This is a genomic window from Streptosporangium sp. CA-115845, from assembly GCF_050943795.1.
Taxonomy (GTDB): Bacteria; Actinomycetota; Actinomycetes; order Streptosporangiales; family Streptosporangiaceae; genus Streptosporangium.
Genome location: NZ_CP191988.1, coordinates 6252257 through 6268168 on the forward strand (window position 1 = coordinate 6252257; position 15912 = coordinate 6268168).

The window sequence follows — 15912 nt, forward strand, 5'->3', positions numbered from 1 at the left end:
CTCACGCCTCCTTGGCGGTGGTCACGAGCTCCCGGTCGGAGCCCTGCAGTGTGTCGAAGAACTCCTCGCGGACGGACTCGTCCTCGGTGGGGGCGATCCGGGAGGCCGCGAAGCGGAGCAGGGGCGGCGCCATCATCGAGGTCACGACCGCGACCAGGACGATGACCGTGTAGGACGCGGTGGTGAGCACGCCCAGGCGGAGGCCCACCATCGCGATGATCACTTCGATCACGCCGCGGGAGTTGAGACCCGCGCCGAGGGCGAGGGCCTCCCAGCGGGTGCGCCTGGCGATGCGCGCCCCGAGGTAGGCGCCGGCGAACTTGGCGGCGATGGCGACGGCCAGCACCACGATCCCCGCCACGAGTACGGGCGGCTTGGTCAGCTCGGTCAGGTCCATCCGCAGGCCCGCCGTGGCGAAGAAGATCGGTGCCAGCACCGCGGCGACGAGCGTCTGCAGCGGCGCCAGCCTGGCTACCTTCAGGTCGGGTGAGGAGCCGACGAGCGCGCCGCAGACGAAGGCGCCGAGGATGGCCTCGAACCCCATCGCCTGGGTGGCCGCCGCCGAGAGCAGGATCATGATCGTCACCGCGGCGATCGTGGTGACGCTCCCGCCCCGGTCGGCGGCGCGCAGCACCGTGGCGACCACCCGGCGGCCGAGCAGGACGGCCACCAGTACGAGCGCGGCGAGCAGCGCGATCGCGGTCAGCGCGGCCTGTCCGGTGCGTGCCCCGGCGGTGGCGAGCGCGGAGACCACCGAGAGCAGCAGCCAGCCGACCACGTCGTCGATCACCGCGCTGCTCAGGATGAGCTGGCCGATGTCGCGGTGGAGCAGGCGCATCTCCATCAGCACCTTGGCGATGACGGGGATGGCGCTGACGCAGAGCGCGACGCCGAGGAAGAGCGCGAAGACCGTGTGGTCGACGCCCTCGGCGATCATCTCGGCGGGGGCCAGGAAGCCGATCCCGATGCCGAGGACCAGCGGGATGACCAGCCCGGTGCCGCTGATCCAGGCTGCGGTCCTGCCCTGGCGGCGGATGAAGCCGAGGTCGAGATGCATGCCGGTCAGGCCCACCAGCAGCAGGACGCCGAGCTGGCCGACGGCGTCGATCATGTGGAATCTGGCCGGATCGGTGGGAAGCAGCCAGGCGGACAGGTCGGGGGCGATGTTGGCGAGCAGCGAGGGCCCGATCAGGATGCCCGCGCTGAGCTCGCCGAGCAGGGCGGGTAGCCCGAACCTGACGGAGAGGCGGCCCAGGACGGTGGCCAGGCCGAGGAGCAGCCCGAGTTGCAGCAGCAGGACCATAAGGTTCTGCGCGGGGATGACGGCGACCGGCGCCGCGGCGAGCGTCACGGGATCATTCACCGTTCTCGACGTAGTACCAGTTCTCCGGGCTGATCATCCCGAAGGGGTTGATCGGCTCGAAGCCCCGGAGGTTGTTGGCCACCTCGAACAGCCGCAGCGAGAAGTTCGGGATGAAGATGACCGGGACCTGCTCGGCGATGTAGTCCTGGTACTCGTAGAGCGCGGCCGGGTCGTCGCTGGTCAGGGTGCGGTCGATGAGCTCGTCGGCCTTGGGGTCGGTGTAGTGGCCGAAGTTGCCGCCGGCGTCGGTCCGGAACAGGATCTCGCCGCTCGGGTAGTGGTACACCCAGCCGCCGCCCCAGGTGCTCAGCTCCCACAGGCAGGGGCTGTCGGGGCCGACGACGCAGGGGGCGTCCTCGGCGACCAGGACCGAGCCGTAGACCTCCTGCAGGCGCATCTCGATGCCGGCCTTGGCGGCGTCGTCGCGGAACTGCTCCATCAGCCGGGTGAGCGCGGGCCGGCCCTCGGCGTACCTGAGGGAGAAGCTGAGTTCGGTACCGCCGGGGATGCCCGCCCCGGCCTGGCCGGGCTCCTCTCCGGGGTTGACGCAGACGGCGGGCGTCACGCTGGTGTCCCAGCCGTTGGCCTCCAGCAGCTCGCGGGCCCGGTCGGGGTCGAAGGGCAGGATCGGCGCGCCCTGCAGGGTGGGCGAGACCAGGTCGCTCACCGGGTAGCGGGGCACCGGGCCGTCCTGCCGGTAGGCGTAGCCGTGGTAGATGTCGCGGGCCGCCCGGTCCTGGTCGAGGGCGTGCTGCATCGCCTGCCTGATGTAGGTCTGGGCGAGCATCTTGCCGGCGACCGTCGGGTTGTTGTAGTTGAGCGGGATGTAGCGGATACAGAAGGCCGCCTGCGGGACCAGCGTGTAGTTCTCGCCCAGCGGGTTGGGGCCGCCCTTGGTGGGGTCGTCCGTCGGCTCGGCGCTGAAGCTCAGCGGCAGGTAGCCGACCTGGACGCCGTCGGGTCCGTCCGGCCCCTCCAGCAGTTTCTGGTACTCCTCCCCGTCGGACATGAAGGGGACCTGCCGGAACTCGTCCAGGTGCGCCTTGTTCGGCCCCGAGTAGTGCTCGTTGGGGACGAAGGTGACGACGCCCTCCATGGTGTAGCTCTTCAGCCGCCACGGGCCGCTGACCACGCTCCACACCGGGCTCGTCGCCCAGTGCACCCGGTCGGAGTTGTCCTCCTCGATGACGCCGCCGTTCTCGCCCATCAGGAAGTCGTAGACCGCGGCCACGTTCTCCAGGCTGTAGGAGGCGTCGGATGGTCCTTCGGCGGTGCGGTCCCACGCCTTGGGCATCGGGGTGATGGTGCTGAGCTGGTTCATCAGCACCCAGCGCTTGGAGTAGACCTTGTCGAAGGTGAAGTAGACCTTGTCCTCGGCGAGCTTGCCGTAGGAGACCAGGTTGTCGGGGAAACAGCCGGGGACGTACTCGCCGTAGCGCTCGCCCTTGACCGCCATCATGTTCACCCAGAACAGCACGTTGTCCGCGCAGATCGTCTCGCCGTTGGACCACTTCCAGGGCTTGACGGTGACGGTGACGGTCAGACCGTCCTCACTCCACTGCGGCGGCTCGCCGATGCTGAGGTCGTAGTCGACCTCGGGGGTGCCGTGCGTGCCGAAGAAGTAGAGCGGCCGGTACATCAGGATCTGGAACTCAAGCAGGTTGCGGGTGCCGAAGCGCTCGGGCGGGGTGAAGGGGAAGATGATGGACGGGGGGAATCCCGGCGCGCAGGCCCAGGTCACGGTGCCGCCCTCGACGGGCCTTTCCAGGCTCGGTCGGGCGATGGTGTTCAGGGTCATGGCCTGCTCCCAGTCGTCTGGTGGTTCTGTGCGAACGTCTTCGGGTCGATCTCCTCGAGCAGGGACACGCCGCTGTCCGCGTGGGAGCCGTAGCGCTCCCAGGTCTCGTGGAGCAGCACACGGCCGTCGGGGAGCAGTTCGGGGGTGCTGCGGCAGTGGCCCGACACGACGGCGCCGTTGTCGAGGACCATGGTGTAGGCGAAGTCGAGGGTGCCGTCGGGGGCGCAGAGCCCGGTGAGGGTCCCCCGGCGGGCGTGCCCGCCGGAGAACTCGCCCCACAGCAGGTCCCCGTCCTGGCGGTACAGGGCGATCGGGTGCCTCTCGGTGGAGGGGACGCCGCCGGTGGTGAAGCGGCGCCCGTCGTAGTCGATCATGATCGGCCCGCCCTGATTTCGAGGGTGCAGCACTTGGCGCTGCCGCCGGACTTCAGCAGCTCCGAGAGCTCGACGCCGATGGGCTCGTAGCCGCGCTCGCGCAGCTCGTCCATCAGGTGGGTGGCCGAGGGCGGCATCAGGACGTGACGGCCGTCGGAGACGGCGTTCAGCCCGAACACCTCGGCGTCGGCCTCGGTGGCGATGATCGCGTCGGGGTACAGGACGCGCAGGACGCCCTGGCTCTCCTTGGAGAAGGCTCCCGGGTAGTACATGATCTGGTCGTGGTCGAGCACGGCCAGCGCGGTGTCGAGGTGGTAGAAGTGCGGGTCCACCAGGCGCAGCCCCGCCACGGGCATCCCGAAGAACCGCTCCGCCTCGCGGTGCGAGCGGATGTCGGTGCGGAACCCGGTGCCGGCCAGCAGGTACCTGCCGGCGTGCAGGTAGTCGCCCTCGCCCTCGTTGACGTGGACCGCCTCGCGGGTCTCGTAGCCTCTGGCGCGGAACCACTCCAGGTAGGCGGGGCCCTCCGCGGCCCGCTCCTCGTACCGGAAGCGGGCCGACAGCACCTTTCCGTTGATGACCGTCGCGCCGTTGGCGGCGAACACCATGTCGGGATAGCCGGGCAGCGGTTCGATGAACTCCACCTGGTGGCCCAGCGCCAGGAAGGCGCGGAGCAGACCGTCCCACTGGAGCCTGGCCAGCGCGCCATCGACCGGCTTGTCCGGGTTCATCCAGGGGTTGATGGAGTAGACGACGTCGAAGTGGGTGGGCGGGCACATCAGGTAGCGGCGGGTGCGCGCCACCCGCCGGGTCCGCTGCGGCGCCTCGGTGGCCAGCTGTGTCATGCCGGTTCTCCTTCCTGGACGAAAGTGACGTTGATCTTGGATGCGTAGTCGAGCATCGTCTCCCTCGCGTCCTCCAGGGAGGTGCCGGTGGTGCCGAGGAAGCCGAGGATGCTGTTGCCCTCCGGCGGGCGCCGGATGACGTCCCCGGGCCTGGCGGTGATCTTGAGGAAGAAGACCCGGTCGGACTCGGCGACCTCGGCCGGCACCTCGATCGAGGCGACCCGGCCGGCGTCGCAGAGCAGGCACATCGCGGTGACGTGGACGCCGGTCGGCCGGTAGTGACGCACCCTCGGCGTGGCACCTCGCGCCACGTCCATCACCGCGCGGATCGGGTTGTGCGTGGCGGTGATCCCGGCGATGAGATCCAGCCCTCCGCCGCCGGGCCGGATCGCGATCTCCAGCAGGTACGGCTCGCCCCGGTGGAAGCGGACCTCGGCGTGCAGCACGCTGCGCCGCAGCCCCTGGGCGTGCGCGCCGGCCCTGACCACCCGGTGGACCGCGGCCACCTGCTCGGTGGTGAGCGAGGTCGGCGCGTGGTGCACGTCGTCGTCGAAGGTGCCGCCCTCGACGGTGATCCGGTCCACGATGGAGCCGAGGTAGACCTCGTCGTCCCAGGCCACGGCCTCGATGAGGAACTCCTCGCCGTCCAGGAACGACTCGATCAGCAGGCCGTGCGGGCCGAGGTCGAGGCCGTGCGCCTCCATCTCGAACCACGACATCCCCTCGATGCCCTCAAGGGCCTGCGGGAACAGCTCGGCCATCTCCTCGCTGTCGTCGACCTTGAACACGAAGTTGCTCGCGGCGCCCAGCGTGGGTTTGAGGATGACCGGGTAGCCGAAGTCCTCCGCGGCCCCGAGCGCCTCCCGCAGGTCTGTGACGAAGCGGAAGTCCGGATGCGGGGCGCCGTACCCGTGGTGCGCCTCGCGCATCAGCAGCTTGTTACGGCTGGTCCTGGCCGCCTCGACGCCCACGCCCGGCAGGCCGAGCGCCTCCGCGACCGCCGCGACCGTGGTCACGGCCGACTCGGAGAAGGTGATGATCCCGTCGAAGCGCTCCTGCTCGTGCCAGTCCTTGGCCTCGGTGATGAGGTCGTCGATGCGCTGGGAACCCGCGACGCGGTAGCGGTCCTTGGGCCAGAAGTCCGGGGTGCCGATGCCGTTGAGCACGTAGAGCTCGGCACCGAAGTCCTGAACCTGCTGGTAACGGGACTGGTAGTAGGTGGCGTTCTGTCTGGCTTCAATGGCGAGGAGTTTCATCGGGGACTCCCGGGCAGTCGCGGTAGTGAGAAGGCGTCGATCGTCTCGGCGGAGGTGTCGAGGGTGAGCTCGACGCCGGCCGCCTCGGCCTCGGCCGCGACGTCGATCAGGATGGGCGCGGCGCAGGCCAGGAAGGTGCGTACCTCCATCAGCAGGTCGCCGGTCTCGTCACGCTCGGCGGTCAGCAACCTGCCGAGCTGGGTGACGATGCCGTCCGCCGCCCTGGTCAGGCTGAAGGAGGTGAGGTCGTAGCAGAGCCGGAACCTCTCGACGATCACCGCGGCCCGGTGCCGGCCGGCGGCGGTGACCTTGAGCTCCTCCCCCGGGTCGGTGACGAGGGTGTCGAGGCGGTCGGCAAGCGCGTTCCACGGCTCGCGCAGCCGCCTGCCGGTGACCTTGTCGAGTCCCTCCCTGGTGAAGTTGGCCCGCTGGTCCTCGGGGCAGGTGAGCGCGAGGTAGAACCGGACGAGGTCGCGCGGCACCTCGGCGACCAGGTCGGCGCCGCGGATCAGGTGGTTACGGCTGGTGGAGAACTTCTCGTTCTCCAGCTCGTAGAACTCGTTGCAGACGTTGGCGTCCGGGGTGATGTAGCGGTCGCCGTGGGCCAGCAGCATGACCAGGTCGACCATGCCCCAGAAGTAGACGTTGTCGAAGCCGTGGAAGTAGACCAGCTGGTTGCCGCTGTCGGCGCGCCAGGCGCCGTCGACGGGTCCCTCGGGCCCGCCGGCCGCCTTCCAGGTGCTGTAGATCGAGGCGGGCATCGCCTCGACCCACGGGTAGAGGATCTGGCCGGGGGTCTCGGCGAACGGGGCGTCGATACCCCACCCCGGTGACGGCACCGTGATCGGGATCTCCGGGAGCGGCCGGGCCAGGATCTCGCGGATGAGCTGCCTGCTGTGCCCCCGCCAGGTGCTCATCCGGGCGGCGTAGTAGGCGGTGAGCTCCTCCCGGTAGTTCTCGATGGGCAGGACCAGGACGGTGACCTCGCGCGAGGTCACCGGGTCGCCGGGGTCCAGGACCGAGCGCGGGTCGCCGAGGTCGTCGAAGTGGTTGGGGTGGCCGCAGCCCTCGCACGACCCGCCGCAGCTCTCGGTCAGGCAGGCCGGGCACTCGCCCTTGACCAGCCCGTCGAACAGGTAGGTTCCCGCGTTCTCCGCGTACGGCATGCGCACGGTACGGAGCTCGAAGCGGCCCTCGCGGTGCAGGGCGGTGACGAAGTCGAGCACGGTCTGCCGGTAGGCGTCGTCGACGGGCGGCAGCGGGGCCAGCGAGATGCCCATCGCCTCGACCGACCGCTGGATGGCCGCGGTGGAGGTCGCGCACAGCTCGGCGGGCGTGGTGCCGTGCTTGCGGGCGGTCGAGATCATGTAGGACTGGCTGTCGTCGGTGCAGGTGTTGTAGTTGACGGGGCGGCCGTCGGCCCGCAGGTAGCGGGCGTAGACGTCACCGGCGATGTAGGGGCCGGCCATGTGGCCGACGTGCAGGTCGCCGTTTGGCGTCGGGGTGGCGGCGATGACGATCGTCCCCGTCATTTCTCCTCCAGGTGCCGGGTCTCGAACGCGCGGGCGAGGTCGTGGTCCCACCAGATGCCGTACATCTCGAAGTCGGCGGTGCCGTCGTTGACCACCTGGTGGTCGGTGCCGGGCGGGAAGTAGGCGACGTCCCCGGCGGCGAAGGGGGCACGCTCGCCCTCGCTCTCCAGGACCGCCTCACCGGAGACCGCGATGAAGATCTCGTACTCGTGGTGGGCGTGCCGGGTCGAGGCGGTGCCGGGCGCGATGACGCACCAGGCCCCCTCGAACGGGGCGTTCAGCGTCTCCCAGGGCAGCAGCCTCTTGGCGAGCAGGCCGTTGTCCGGGCGCAGGTGGGCAGGGTCATAGGAACGGAGGTCCACGGGGATTCTCCTCAGAAGGGTTCGGGGGGATCAGGAGGCGACCGGCAGGACGAACGGTGACAGGAGCTCGGCGGTGGCCTGGCTCTCCTGGATGTCGCCGACGATCTCCTCCGCCCGGTTGGCCAGCGTGCTGAGCAGGGAGTCGGCGATGCCGTGCGTGTCCTCGTTGACGCCCTGCAGGTAACAGGCGGCGCTCGACCCGGCGGGCAGGGCCAGCTTGTAGGAACGGTCGACGCCGATCTCGCCGAGGCCGGCCCTGGTGGCCAGGTCGCGGATGAGCGAGGGCATCCGGCGGTCGAAGCCGGTGCCGAGCAGCAGGACGTCGCAGGGCAGCTCGTTGTGACGGCCGCTCTTCCTGTCCCTGAGGGTGAGGACGATCTCGCCGCCCTCGATCCTGGCCTGGGAGATCTCGGCCATCGTGATCATCCGGATCCTCTCCTGTCCGGTGAGGCGCTCCAGGTAGATCTGCCGGTAGAGGCTTTCGAGCAGGCCCGGGGAGAGACCCGCGTAGTTGGTCCGGTGCATCTCGCTGAGAAGCTGACGGCGGGCCTCGGGGCGCGACTCGTAGAACTCGTCGACGAAGGAGGCGTAGAAGAGCTCGTTGGTGAACTTGCTGCTCTCGTAGCCGTTGAGGCCGATGGAGCGCATGATCATCGTGCACTCGGCGTTGGGCATGCTCTGGTGGGTGGCCCACAGCATCTCGGCCGCGCTCTGCGCGCCGCCGATCACCGCGACCCGGTGCGGGGCGTCGTGGTCGAGCCCGGCGATCCCCTCGCTGTACTCGGTGCTGTGGATGATCCGCTCGCGGGGGAGCGTCTCGAACACCTCGGGGATGTGCGCATCGCGGCCCGCGCCGACCACCAGGGTGCGGCAGCCGATGGTCGAACCGTCGGCGAGCCGGACGATCCAGCGCTCGATCCGGCCGTCATCGGACAGGACCGGCTCGACAGCCACGCAACACCGGCCGTACTCGATGCGCACCTGGGCGAGCGACTCCGCGACCCAGAGCAGGTAATTCGAAATCTCCATTCTGTACGGGGTGAAACTACCCAGGTTGACGAATTCACTAAGCCTTCCCACCGAGTGCAGGTGATTCACGAAGGAGAATCTGCTCTGCGGGTTCCTCAGGGTGACCAGGTCCTTGAGAAAGGAGACCTGGCTCTGCGTCCAGGGCAGCAGCATTCCCCGCTGCCAGGCCACGTTCTCGTGCTGCTCTATGATCAGCGTTCTGGTTGCCAGTTCCGGAGCGAGCTCTTCGAGGGCCACGGCGAGGGCGAGGTTGGACGGCCCTGCGCCGAGGGCGAGTAACTCGACTTCCTGGTGCTTCACGGTGGTCGCCTCCCGGACGACTTCTCGGGCACGGTGCCCGTTACGAATGGATTTCTCCTGGTCGGCTCACTGCCAGCCGGCTCCGCCGGCCAGGGTGAGGGCCGCGGCCGCCGCGGGACCACCGGCCTTCTTCCCGGCCGCGGTCGCGGCCGCCACGGCGGTCGCGAGGATGACGGTGAGCGAGCGGACGCCGACTACGGGGGCGACTGGACAAACCGCGGCATTCATCGTTCTTCTCCCTTTCGGCCGGTAATCATCGGCGCCCTTTTCACTGTTTCCCGGGTGATCTTCCGGCTTACTTTCACCGGACATTTCCCGTTTTGTTCTGACACTTCGATTCTTGGTTGATATCCGGGTATTCCGGAAGGCCTCGGGGCTGTCAGCGCGCTGCAATGGCAGGACGCTGACAGGCCTGGCCGCCGGAGGCCTCGAAACGGGCGAGGGCGAGGGCGAGGTCGGTGCCGCAGCCCAGCAGCGACCAGCCCGCGAGCTCGGGCACGCCGTCGAGACAGCGCCCGCAGAGCCGGGCCGCCGCGCTCTCGGCGGCGTCGAGGGTGCGTCTGCGAATGAAGAGGCCGAGGTCCACGCCGCCGGCGCGTTCCTCGCCGTAGACGTGCTCAAGCCCCTCCTCGGGCTCCGCCAGTACCAGGAGCAGACGCCGGATCTCGCGCGCGGACATCCGGCCGCCGGGTGGGGCCAGGCGGCCTTCGATCTCGGGGGCGCGTAGGCGCACGTTGATGAGATACATGAATCGACAGTGGTCGGCATGTGGCGAACAGAACAGGTATTTCCCCTGGCAGGTCCCTAACGTGGCAGGGTCATGCCAGCGTGCCGCGGGCCGGCCCGGGGCGGCTCCCCCGCCCCCGCCACCCGCCGTTCCGACCCCCGGCGTGCCCGGAGGCGAGCGCATAACCCCGTCGTCACTACGCCTGGCTAGTTTCAGGCTGAGACCATCGTGGGCCCTGCCCGCAGATCGGGTCTTGGTAATGCTCGAACCGTGGAGGAGTCGTGCTCATGCTGCTTGGCATCGGGTCCGCCGAGGAAACCGTCTATCGAACCATCCTGGAGAATCCCTCCTACGGCGTGGTGGAGTTGAGCCTTGAGCTGGGCTGGCCGGTTCATCAGATCCGCAACACGCTGGACGAGCTGGCCAAGCTGTCGCTCCTGCGCCCCTCCTGGGAGGAGCCGGACGTGCTGCGCCTGGTCCGGCCGGAGGTGGGGCTGGCCGCGCTGCTGGCCCGCGAGGAGGCCGCGCTGCTGGCCAAGCAGCAGGAGATCGAGCGGAGCCGGATGGCCGTCGCCCAGATGATCGCGGCCTACGCCGACCAGAACCCGGCGCGCTCCGGCGAGGACTCCGAGTCACTCGTCGGCATCGACACGATCCGCACCAGGATCGAGGAGCAGGTCGCCGAGTGCCGGCAGGAGTTGCTCGGGTTCGAGCCGAAGAGCGCCCAGACGCCGGACAACATCGCGGCGAGCCGTCCCCTGGACGAGGCGCTGCTCGACCGGGGTGCGGCGATCCGCGTCGTCTACACCGACAGCATCCGCAACGACCAGCCGACCAGCGCGTACGCGGCCTGGCTCACCGACCGCGGCGGCCAGGTGCGCACCACTCCCGGCCTTCCGCTCCGCATGCTCGTCTTCGACCGCCGGGTGGCCCTGCTGCCGACGGATCCCGAGGACAGCAGCGTCGGCGCGGTCCTGCTCCGCGGCGCGGGCGTCGTCACCGCCCTGGTCGCGCTGTTCGAGCAGACCTGGGGTGCCGCCACCCCCCTCGGTGCGGAACGCAGGCGCGACGAGAAGGGCCTCAGCCATCAGGAGCGCGAGGTGCTCCGCCTGCTCTCCGCGGGACTCACCGACGAGGCGGTGGCCCGCAGGCTCGACGTCTCGGTACGCACCCTGCGTCGTGTCACCGCCGACCTGATGGAGCGGCTCGAAGCCCGCAGCCGTTTCCAGGCCGGCTACCTCGCGGCCACCAGAGGGTGGCTGCCCCGTCCGTGACGGCGGCTCCGCCTCCCACCGGACCGGGGATCAGGGACGGTAGGCGCGTGTACGGGGCCACCAGCCGGGCACGGCCGCGTGGTACCTCTCGTAGTCGGCGCCGAACCTGCGGCGCAGACTCGGCTCCTCGTACCAGTGGACGAACGCGACGACGGCCGCTGCCGTGACGGCGCCGTACAGCAGCAGGACGGGCCGGCCCAAGAGCAGCGCCTGCCCGCCGATCGTCGCGAGGACGGCCACGTACATCGGATTCCTGACGTATCTGTACAGACCTCCGATGACCAGGCGCTCGGGCGGTGCGACCGGGGCGGGGGTGCCCAGCCCCTCCACTACGAACCGGACGAATGCCCTGACCAGCACCACGACCCCGGCGACGACGAATGACGCGCCGATGAGGCGTAGCGAGACCGTGCCCCAGGACGGCGCCGCCGGCATCGGGTCCGCCGTCTCCCACCGGGTGATCCACCAGGGGACGAACCCGGCCACGGTGCCCGGCGCCAGCGCGAAGAAGATCGTGCTCCCGAGGGCCGCGGGTGTCCTGCGCACAGCGTCACACTCCCGTGTCACGACCGGCCGGTGACGGCGTCGGCAGTGCCGCCTGTGGCGCGGCCGTTCGCCGCAGTAAATTCACTGTGCGATGAGTTTAAGTCCGCACCGGAGGAGCGTCAACGGGCGCGCCGCGTGCCCCCTTCCCCGGCCTCCCCACATCGGACCACTGCTATAACGGTCTACAACTTTGTGGAGGTACAACATGCGCGTCGCGTTGCACACCCGGGTCAAGCCTGGCAGGGAGTCCGAGTACGACCAGGCGCACCGGGAGGTGCCCGCCGAGCTGGTCGAGGCCATCAAGCGGGGCGGCGCGCACGAGTGGACGATCTGGCGCAGCGGCCAGGACCTGTTCCACGTGATCGAGTGCGACGACTACGAGGCGCTGCTCTCGTCGCTGGCCGGTCTGCCGGTGAACATCACCTGGCAGGCCCGGATGGCCGAACTGCTGGAGGTCACGCACGACTACTCCGAGGACGGCGCGGGCAAGGGCCTGCCCGCGGTGTGGCGGCTGCCCTGAGCGCCGCTCCCTCCGGACGGTGTCCGGCGCGGCCGGGGAGCGTGATCGCTATCGTGGGTGGATGCCGCCCGCCCTGCGCACCCGTCTGCTCGCCGCGCTCGCCGCGGCCCTGACCGTCGCCGCCGGACTGACCGTCCGCGCGGTCACCGGCGGCTGGTTCGGCAAGTACGCGGGCGACGCCCTCTACACCGTGCTGGTATACGCGCTGATCGTGCTGGTGTGGCCCCGGATCACGCCGGCGCGGGCCGCGCTCGGCGCGCTGGCGTTCAGCTGGGCGGTCGAGCTCGCCCAGCTGACACCCGTGCCGGCCGCGCTCTCCGAGGTGAGCGTGGTGGCCAGGCTGGTGCTCGGCAGCACGTTCGGCGCGGCCGACCTGGTGGCCTACGCGGCCGGGGCCACCCTCGCCGCCTCGGCCCACGCCCTGCTCAGGCGACGGCGCGAGCACCGCCCCGAGCCGGTGACCACGCCGCCCTGACCGCCACCGGGGAGCCGTATGATTTCGTGACCATGCCTGAAGGACACACCATTCATCGACTGGCCGGGGAGCACCGGCGGGCGTTCGGCGGCCGTGAGGTCCGCGCGGAAAGCCCCCAGGGGCGGTTCACCGCCGGGGCGCTGCGGATCGACGGGCGGGTGCTCACCGAGGCCGACGCCCACGGCAAGCACCTGCTGCTCGGCTTCGACGACGAGCAGTGGCTCCACATCCACCTGGGCATCTACGGCAAGTACGCCTTCGGCCCGGTTCCCGTGCCCGCGCCGACCGGGATGGTGCGGCTACGCCTGAGCAATACCGGCGAGTACGCGGACCTGCGTGGCCCCAACACCTGCGAACTGCTCGACCCGGCGGGAAAGGCCGCGCTGCACGCCAGACTCGGCCCCGACCCGCTGCGCGCGGACGCCGATCCCGAGTCGGCCTGGCGGCGGATCGGCCGCAGCCGCACCTCCGTGGGGGTCCTGCTGATGGACCAGTCGGTCGTCGCGGGCGTGGGGAACATCTACCGGGCCGAGGCACTGTTCCGGCAGGGCGTCAACCCGTCACGGCCCGGCCGCGACCTCACCCGCGAGCGGTGGGAGGCGATCTGGGCGGATCTGGTGCTGCTGATGGCCGACGGTGTCCGGGTGGGCCGCATCGACACGGTCAGGCCCGAGCACACTCCGGAGGCGATGGGCCGTCCGCCCCGCGTCGACGAGCACGGTGGCGAGGTCTACGTCTACCGGCGTTCCGGCATGCCCTGCCTCCTCTGCGGCACCGAGGTGCGCACGCAGGTGCTCGCCGGGCGCAACCTCTTCTGGTGCCCGGCCTGCCAGACCGGCTGACGGCGCCGCACCGGGCGAGATCGAGTAGCCTCCGGGGACTCGCAGGCCCTGGTCGGGCGCGCTCACATCAGGGTGCGGGCCGTCCAGAGTTCGGGGAAGACCTCCCGCCGCATGCTCCGCTCCAGCCAGCTCAGGCCGCTGGATCCGCCGGAGCCGGGCTTGGCGCCCATCGAGCGGCGCACCGCCATCAGGTGCCGGTAGCGCCAGTCGGAGAACTGCTCGGCCAGGTCGGTCAGCGTCTCGGCCAGCGGGGCGAGCTGCCCGGCGTAGACCTCGACCCAGACCGCCTCGACCTCGGCGCTTGGCTCGTACTCCGCGGCGAGGTCGCGTTCGAGCACCGAGGTGGGGATCGCGTGGCCCGCGCGGGCGAGCATGGCGAGCACCGAGTCGTAGAGGCTCGGCCGGTGCAGCGCCTCCATCAGCTCCCGGTGCGCCTCGGGGTTGCGGCGGTGCGGCCTGATGAGCGCCTCGGACTTGTTGCCGAGCAGGAACTCCACATGGCGGTAGAGCGCGGACTGGAAACCCGATCCCTCGCCGAGGGCGTCGCGGAAGGTGTTGAACTGCGCCGGGGTCAGCCAGCTCAGCGCGGCCCAGGCGGCGTTGAGCGCCTCGAAGTGCCGTACCGTGCGCCTGATCGTCCACGTCGCGGCGTCGACGTCGTCCTCGTCGAGCTGCCGCTGGGCCAGGCGCCACTCCGAGCGGAGCAGCCCGAAGTAGAGCTCCATCACCTGTGTGGTGACCAGGAACGCCAGTTCCTCCGGGGCGTCGGTGACGGTGTGCTGAAGATCATGGAGGGCGGCGGTGCCCACGTATTCGTCGTAGGGCGTGCCGGCTTCGAAGCCCAGTGTCGGCAGCCCGTCGTTGGCCTCCGCGCGCGCCTTGCGGTCCTGCTCCGTGAGCTGCTTGATAGCGGTCATCGCTCCTCCTACGCCTGTACACCCCCATGGTGCTCCGTATCGGTCTGTACGAAAATAATGCGGGAAAGGTGATTATTGGGTTGTGCCTTCGGAACGGAAGGCATCAGGCAGATCAACTTACGGCATGACGGAGTGTGATCGTGGACGCGATGGACTGGGCACTGCTGGCCGAGTTGCAGCAGGACGCGCGACTGTCCTACAGCGAGCTCTCCCGACGGGTGCATCTGTCCGCTCCGGCGGTGGCGGAGCGGGTACGGCGATTGGAGGAGACCGGGGTGATCACCGGTTACCACGCCCGGGTCGACGCGTCACGGGCCGGGCGCGGGGTGGTCGCCCTGATCAGGATGTCGTGTTACGGCCCCCGCTGCGTGCTCCGCGACGAGCAGGCACTGGCCTGGCCGGAGATCCTTGAGGTGCACCGGGTGACCGGTGACGCCTGCTGCCTGCTGCGGGTCGTCACCTCCTCGATGACGACATTCGAGGAGATGATCGACCGGCTCGCCCCGTACGGCCACCCGTCGAGCATGATGGTGCTGTCCAGCCCCGTCCCCTGGCGCCCCCTGTCGTCCGGCTGAGACCCACCGCCGCGTCAGATGACCTTGCCGTGCTCGGTGATCGCCCCGGCGGTGGCCCGCCAGATCGGCGACGCGGGGTCGATGACATCGAAATGATCACCCGACATTTCGAGATATATCACCTGGTCACCTGACTCCTGAGCGGCTCGCGCGTAGCGACGGCCGAAGTCGACCAGGTCCAAGTCGTCCCCACCCCCCTGCACGATGAGCTGGGGCACTCCCAGCGGGAGTCGCTCCAGCGGCCCCGACCGCAGGTAGGTCTCGGGCACCTCGGCGGCGGATCCGCCGAGCGCCGCGGCGACCGCGCCGGAACTCATGTCCCTGCGGTCCCCCTCGGCCAGGTCGAGCACCCCCGCCAGGGAGACCGCCAGGGAGATCCGATGGTCGTCGGCGGCGGCGCGGAGGGCGAGCTGCCCGCCCGCGGAGTGGCCGATCACCACGAGCGGGCCGCGGGCGCCCTGTGCCGCGAGAGCGATACCCCGGGCGACGTCCGCGGTGGTCGCGTCCCAGCCGTGCAGGTCGGAGCGGCGGTATTCGAGGTTCCAGGCGGCGAACCCGCGCTCGGCGAGGTCGATGGCGAGCGCGTCCATCAGGTCCGCACCCCAGATCGAGCGCCAGAAACCGCCGTGCAGCAGCACCGCGACGGGTGTCTGTCCGTCGGCCTCGGGCGAGGGCGCCTGCCCCGGGGTCCCGTAGGGCGGCCGTATCTCCGCCCACTGGTCGGGGTGATCACCGTAGGCGACCCGGTGCGCCGGTCGGCGCAGCCGGTGTACGGCGTGCCTGATCGCCCAGGTCAGCCCCCAGATCCCCCGCCCGTGCAGGTGGGTGCCCGACGCGCCGTCCGCCGCCCCGGGGAGCGGGGCCTCGGACTTCGTCAGGTCGAGCCAGACCGCCTCGGGATACTCGGCGAACAGGCCGCGGGCCCCCGGATCCGGACCCGGCATGACGACCAGGGCGCCGGGAGACTCCAGCGCCGCCCGGAAACCTGGCAGGTCGGAGGTCATCGACACCGTCCCACCGACCCCGAGGGCCGCGAACTCACGGTCGGCCACCTCGGTGAGCAGGCGAAGGTCCGCGACCAGGCCGGGGCCGGTGACCACGAGCACATGCAGATTCGAGGGAATCATTCGCCCATTCTGCCGCATTACTCCGTGATTACGGTCCGCGGCTATACGCC

At 70.1% G+C, this 15912-nt stretch carries 18 protein-coding genes; 5 read left to right on the forward strand and 13 right to left on the reverse strand.

The features are described from left to right. Position 1: 1 nt before the first annotated feature. The 10 genes from ACQP0P_RS30220 to ACQP0P_RS30265 all read right to left on the reverse strand — a co-directional run bounded on the left by ACQP0P_RS30220 (position 2) and on the right by ACQP0P_RS30265 (position 9607). Positions 2 to 1363: a cation:proton antiporter gene (locus ACQP0P_RS30220; RefSeq protein ID WP_433360873.1), complete on the reverse strand. Its 1362-nt coding sequence runs from the start codon at positions 1361 to 1363 to the stop codon at positions 2 to 4. After that, positions 1356 to 3161 (reverse strand): ABC transporter substrate-binding protein, encoded by a 1806-nt coding sequence (locus ACQP0P_RS30225; RefSeq protein WP_433360876.1) that lies wholly within the window; start codon positions 3159 to 3161, stop codon positions 1356 to 1358. The genes ACQP0P_RS30220 and ACQP0P_RS30225 overlap by 8 nt, the downstream gene beginning before the upstream one ends. Next, positions 3158 to 3535, reverse strand: coding sequence for a hypothetical protein (locus ACQP0P_RS30230; protein ID WP_433360879.1), 378 nt, complete (start codon positions 3533 to 3535; stop codon positions 3158 to 3160). The genes ACQP0P_RS30225 and ACQP0P_RS30230 overlap by 4 nt, the downstream gene beginning before the upstream one ends. Continuing rightward, positions 3532 to 4380, reverse strand: a complete 849-nt coding sequence (gene ddaH / locus ACQP0P_RS30235) for a dimethylargininase (RefSeq protein WP_433360882.1) — start codon at positions 4378 to 4380, stop codon at positions 3532 to 3534. The genes ACQP0P_RS30230 and ddaH overlap by 4 nt, the downstream gene beginning before the upstream one ends. Then, entirely contained in the window at positions 4377 to 5636 is a 1260-nt protein-coding gene (locus ACQP0P_RS30240; RefSeq protein ID WP_433360885.1) for an ATP-grasp domain-containing protein, read from the reverse strand. The genes ddaH and ACQP0P_RS30240 overlap by 4 nt, the downstream gene beginning before the upstream one ends. Continuing rightward, on the reverse strand, positions 5633 to 7168 hold the full coding sequence (locus tag ACQP0P_RS30245) for a class I tRNA ligase family protein (protein WP_433360888.1): 1536 nt from the start codon (positions 7166 to 7168) through the stop codon (positions 5633 to 5635). Before ACQP0P_RS30245 ends, ACQP0P_RS30240 begins: the two co-directional genes overlap by 4 nt. Next, a complete protein-coding gene (locus ACQP0P_RS30250; RefSeq protein ID WP_355624194.1) occupies positions 7165 to 7530 on the reverse strand; it encodes a cupin domain-containing protein in 366 nt (121 codons plus the stop codon). Before ACQP0P_RS30250 ends, ACQP0P_RS30245 begins: the two co-directional genes overlap by 4 nt. Before the next feature lie 30 nt (positions 7531 to 7560). Beyond that, a complete protein-coding gene (locus tag ACQP0P_RS30255; protein WP_433360891.1) occupies positions 7561 to 8859 on the reverse strand; it encodes a SidA/IucD/PvdA family monooxygenase in 1299 nt (432 codons plus the stop codon). Between the two features lie 66 nt (positions 8860 to 8925). Further along, positions 8926 to 9087 carry a hypothetical protein gene (locus ACQP0P_RS30260; RefSeq protein WP_433360894.1) on the reverse strand — a complete coding sequence of 54 codons (162 nt, stop codon included), beginning with the start codon at positions 9085 to 9087 and terminating at the stop codon, positions 8926 to 8928. A gap of 151 nt (positions 9088 to 9238) precedes the next feature. Next, positions 9239 to 9607, reverse strand: coding sequence for a hypothetical protein (locus ACQP0P_RS30265; protein ID WP_355554189.1), 369 nt, complete (start codon positions 9605 to 9607; stop codon positions 9239 to 9241). Between the two features lie 266 nt (positions 9608 to 9873). Here ACQP0P_RS30265 and ACQP0P_RS30270 point away from each other — a divergent pair, with 266 nt between their 5' ends. Continuing rightward, a complete protein-coding gene (locus ACQP0P_RS30270; RefSeq protein WP_433360897.1) occupies positions 9874 to 10860 on the forward strand; it encodes a LuxR C-terminal-related transcriptional regulator in 987 nt (328 codons plus the stop codon). A gap of 30 nt (positions 10861 to 10890) precedes the next feature. Here the strand turns inward: ACQP0P_RS30270 and ACQP0P_RS30275 are convergent, their stop codons facing one another. After that, entirely contained in the window at positions 10891 to 11406 is a 516-nt protein-coding gene (locus tag ACQP0P_RS30275) for a methyltransferase family protein (protein WP_433360900.1), read from the reverse strand. A 205-nt stretch (positions 11407 to 11611) separates the two neighbouring features. On the opposite strand from ACQP0P_RS30275, the gene ACQP0P_RS30280 reads away from it, so the two are divergent. The 3 genes from ACQP0P_RS30280 to ACQP0P_RS30290 all read left to right on the forward strand — a co-directional run bounded on the left by ACQP0P_RS30280 (position 11612) and on the right by ACQP0P_RS30290 (position 13243). Further along, on the forward strand, positions 11612 to 11926 hold the full coding sequence (locus ACQP0P_RS30280; protein ID WP_343965211.1) for an L-rhamnose mutarotase: 315 nt from the start codon (positions 11612 to 11614) through the stop codon (positions 11924 to 11926). Between the two features lie 61 nt (positions 11927 to 11987). Next, a complete protein-coding gene (locus tag ACQP0P_RS30285) occupies positions 11988 to 12401 on the forward strand; it encodes a DUF2809 domain-containing protein (RefSeq protein WP_433360903.1) in 414 nt (137 codons plus the stop codon). A gap of 32 nt (positions 12402 to 12433) precedes the next feature. Continuing rightward, positions 12434 to 13243 carry an Fpg/Nei family DNA glycosylase gene (locus tag ACQP0P_RS30290; RefSeq protein ID WP_433360906.1) on the forward strand — a complete coding sequence of 270 codons (810 nt, stop codon included), beginning with the start codon at positions 12434 to 12436 and terminating at the stop codon, positions 13241 to 13243. A 62-nt stretch (positions 13244 to 13305) separates the two neighbouring features. Here the strand turns inward: ACQP0P_RS30290 and ACQP0P_RS30295 are convergent, their stop codons facing one another. Continuing rightward, positions 13306 to 14160, reverse strand: coding sequence for a tryptophan 2,3-dioxygenase (locus tag ACQP0P_RS30295; RefSeq protein ID WP_433360909.1), 855 nt, complete (start codon positions 14158 to 14160; stop codon positions 13306 to 13308). Positions 14161 to 14309: 149 nt separating this feature from the next. On the opposite strand from ACQP0P_RS30295, the gene ACQP0P_RS30300 reads away from it, so the two are divergent. Then, complete coding sequence (locus tag ACQP0P_RS30300) at positions 14310 to 14735, forward strand: Lrp/AsnC family transcriptional regulator (protein ID WP_433382182.1); 426 nt, start codon at positions 14310 to 14312, stop codon at positions 14733 to 14735. A gap of 14 nt (positions 14736 to 14749) precedes the next feature. Here the strand turns inward: ACQP0P_RS30300 and ACQP0P_RS30305 are convergent, their stop codons facing one another. Beyond that, a complete protein-coding gene (locus tag ACQP0P_RS30305) occupies positions 14750 to 15862 on the reverse strand; it encodes an alpha/beta hydrolase (protein WP_433360911.1) in 1113 nt (370 codons plus the stop codon). Positions 15863 to 15912: the final 50 nt, after the last annotated feature.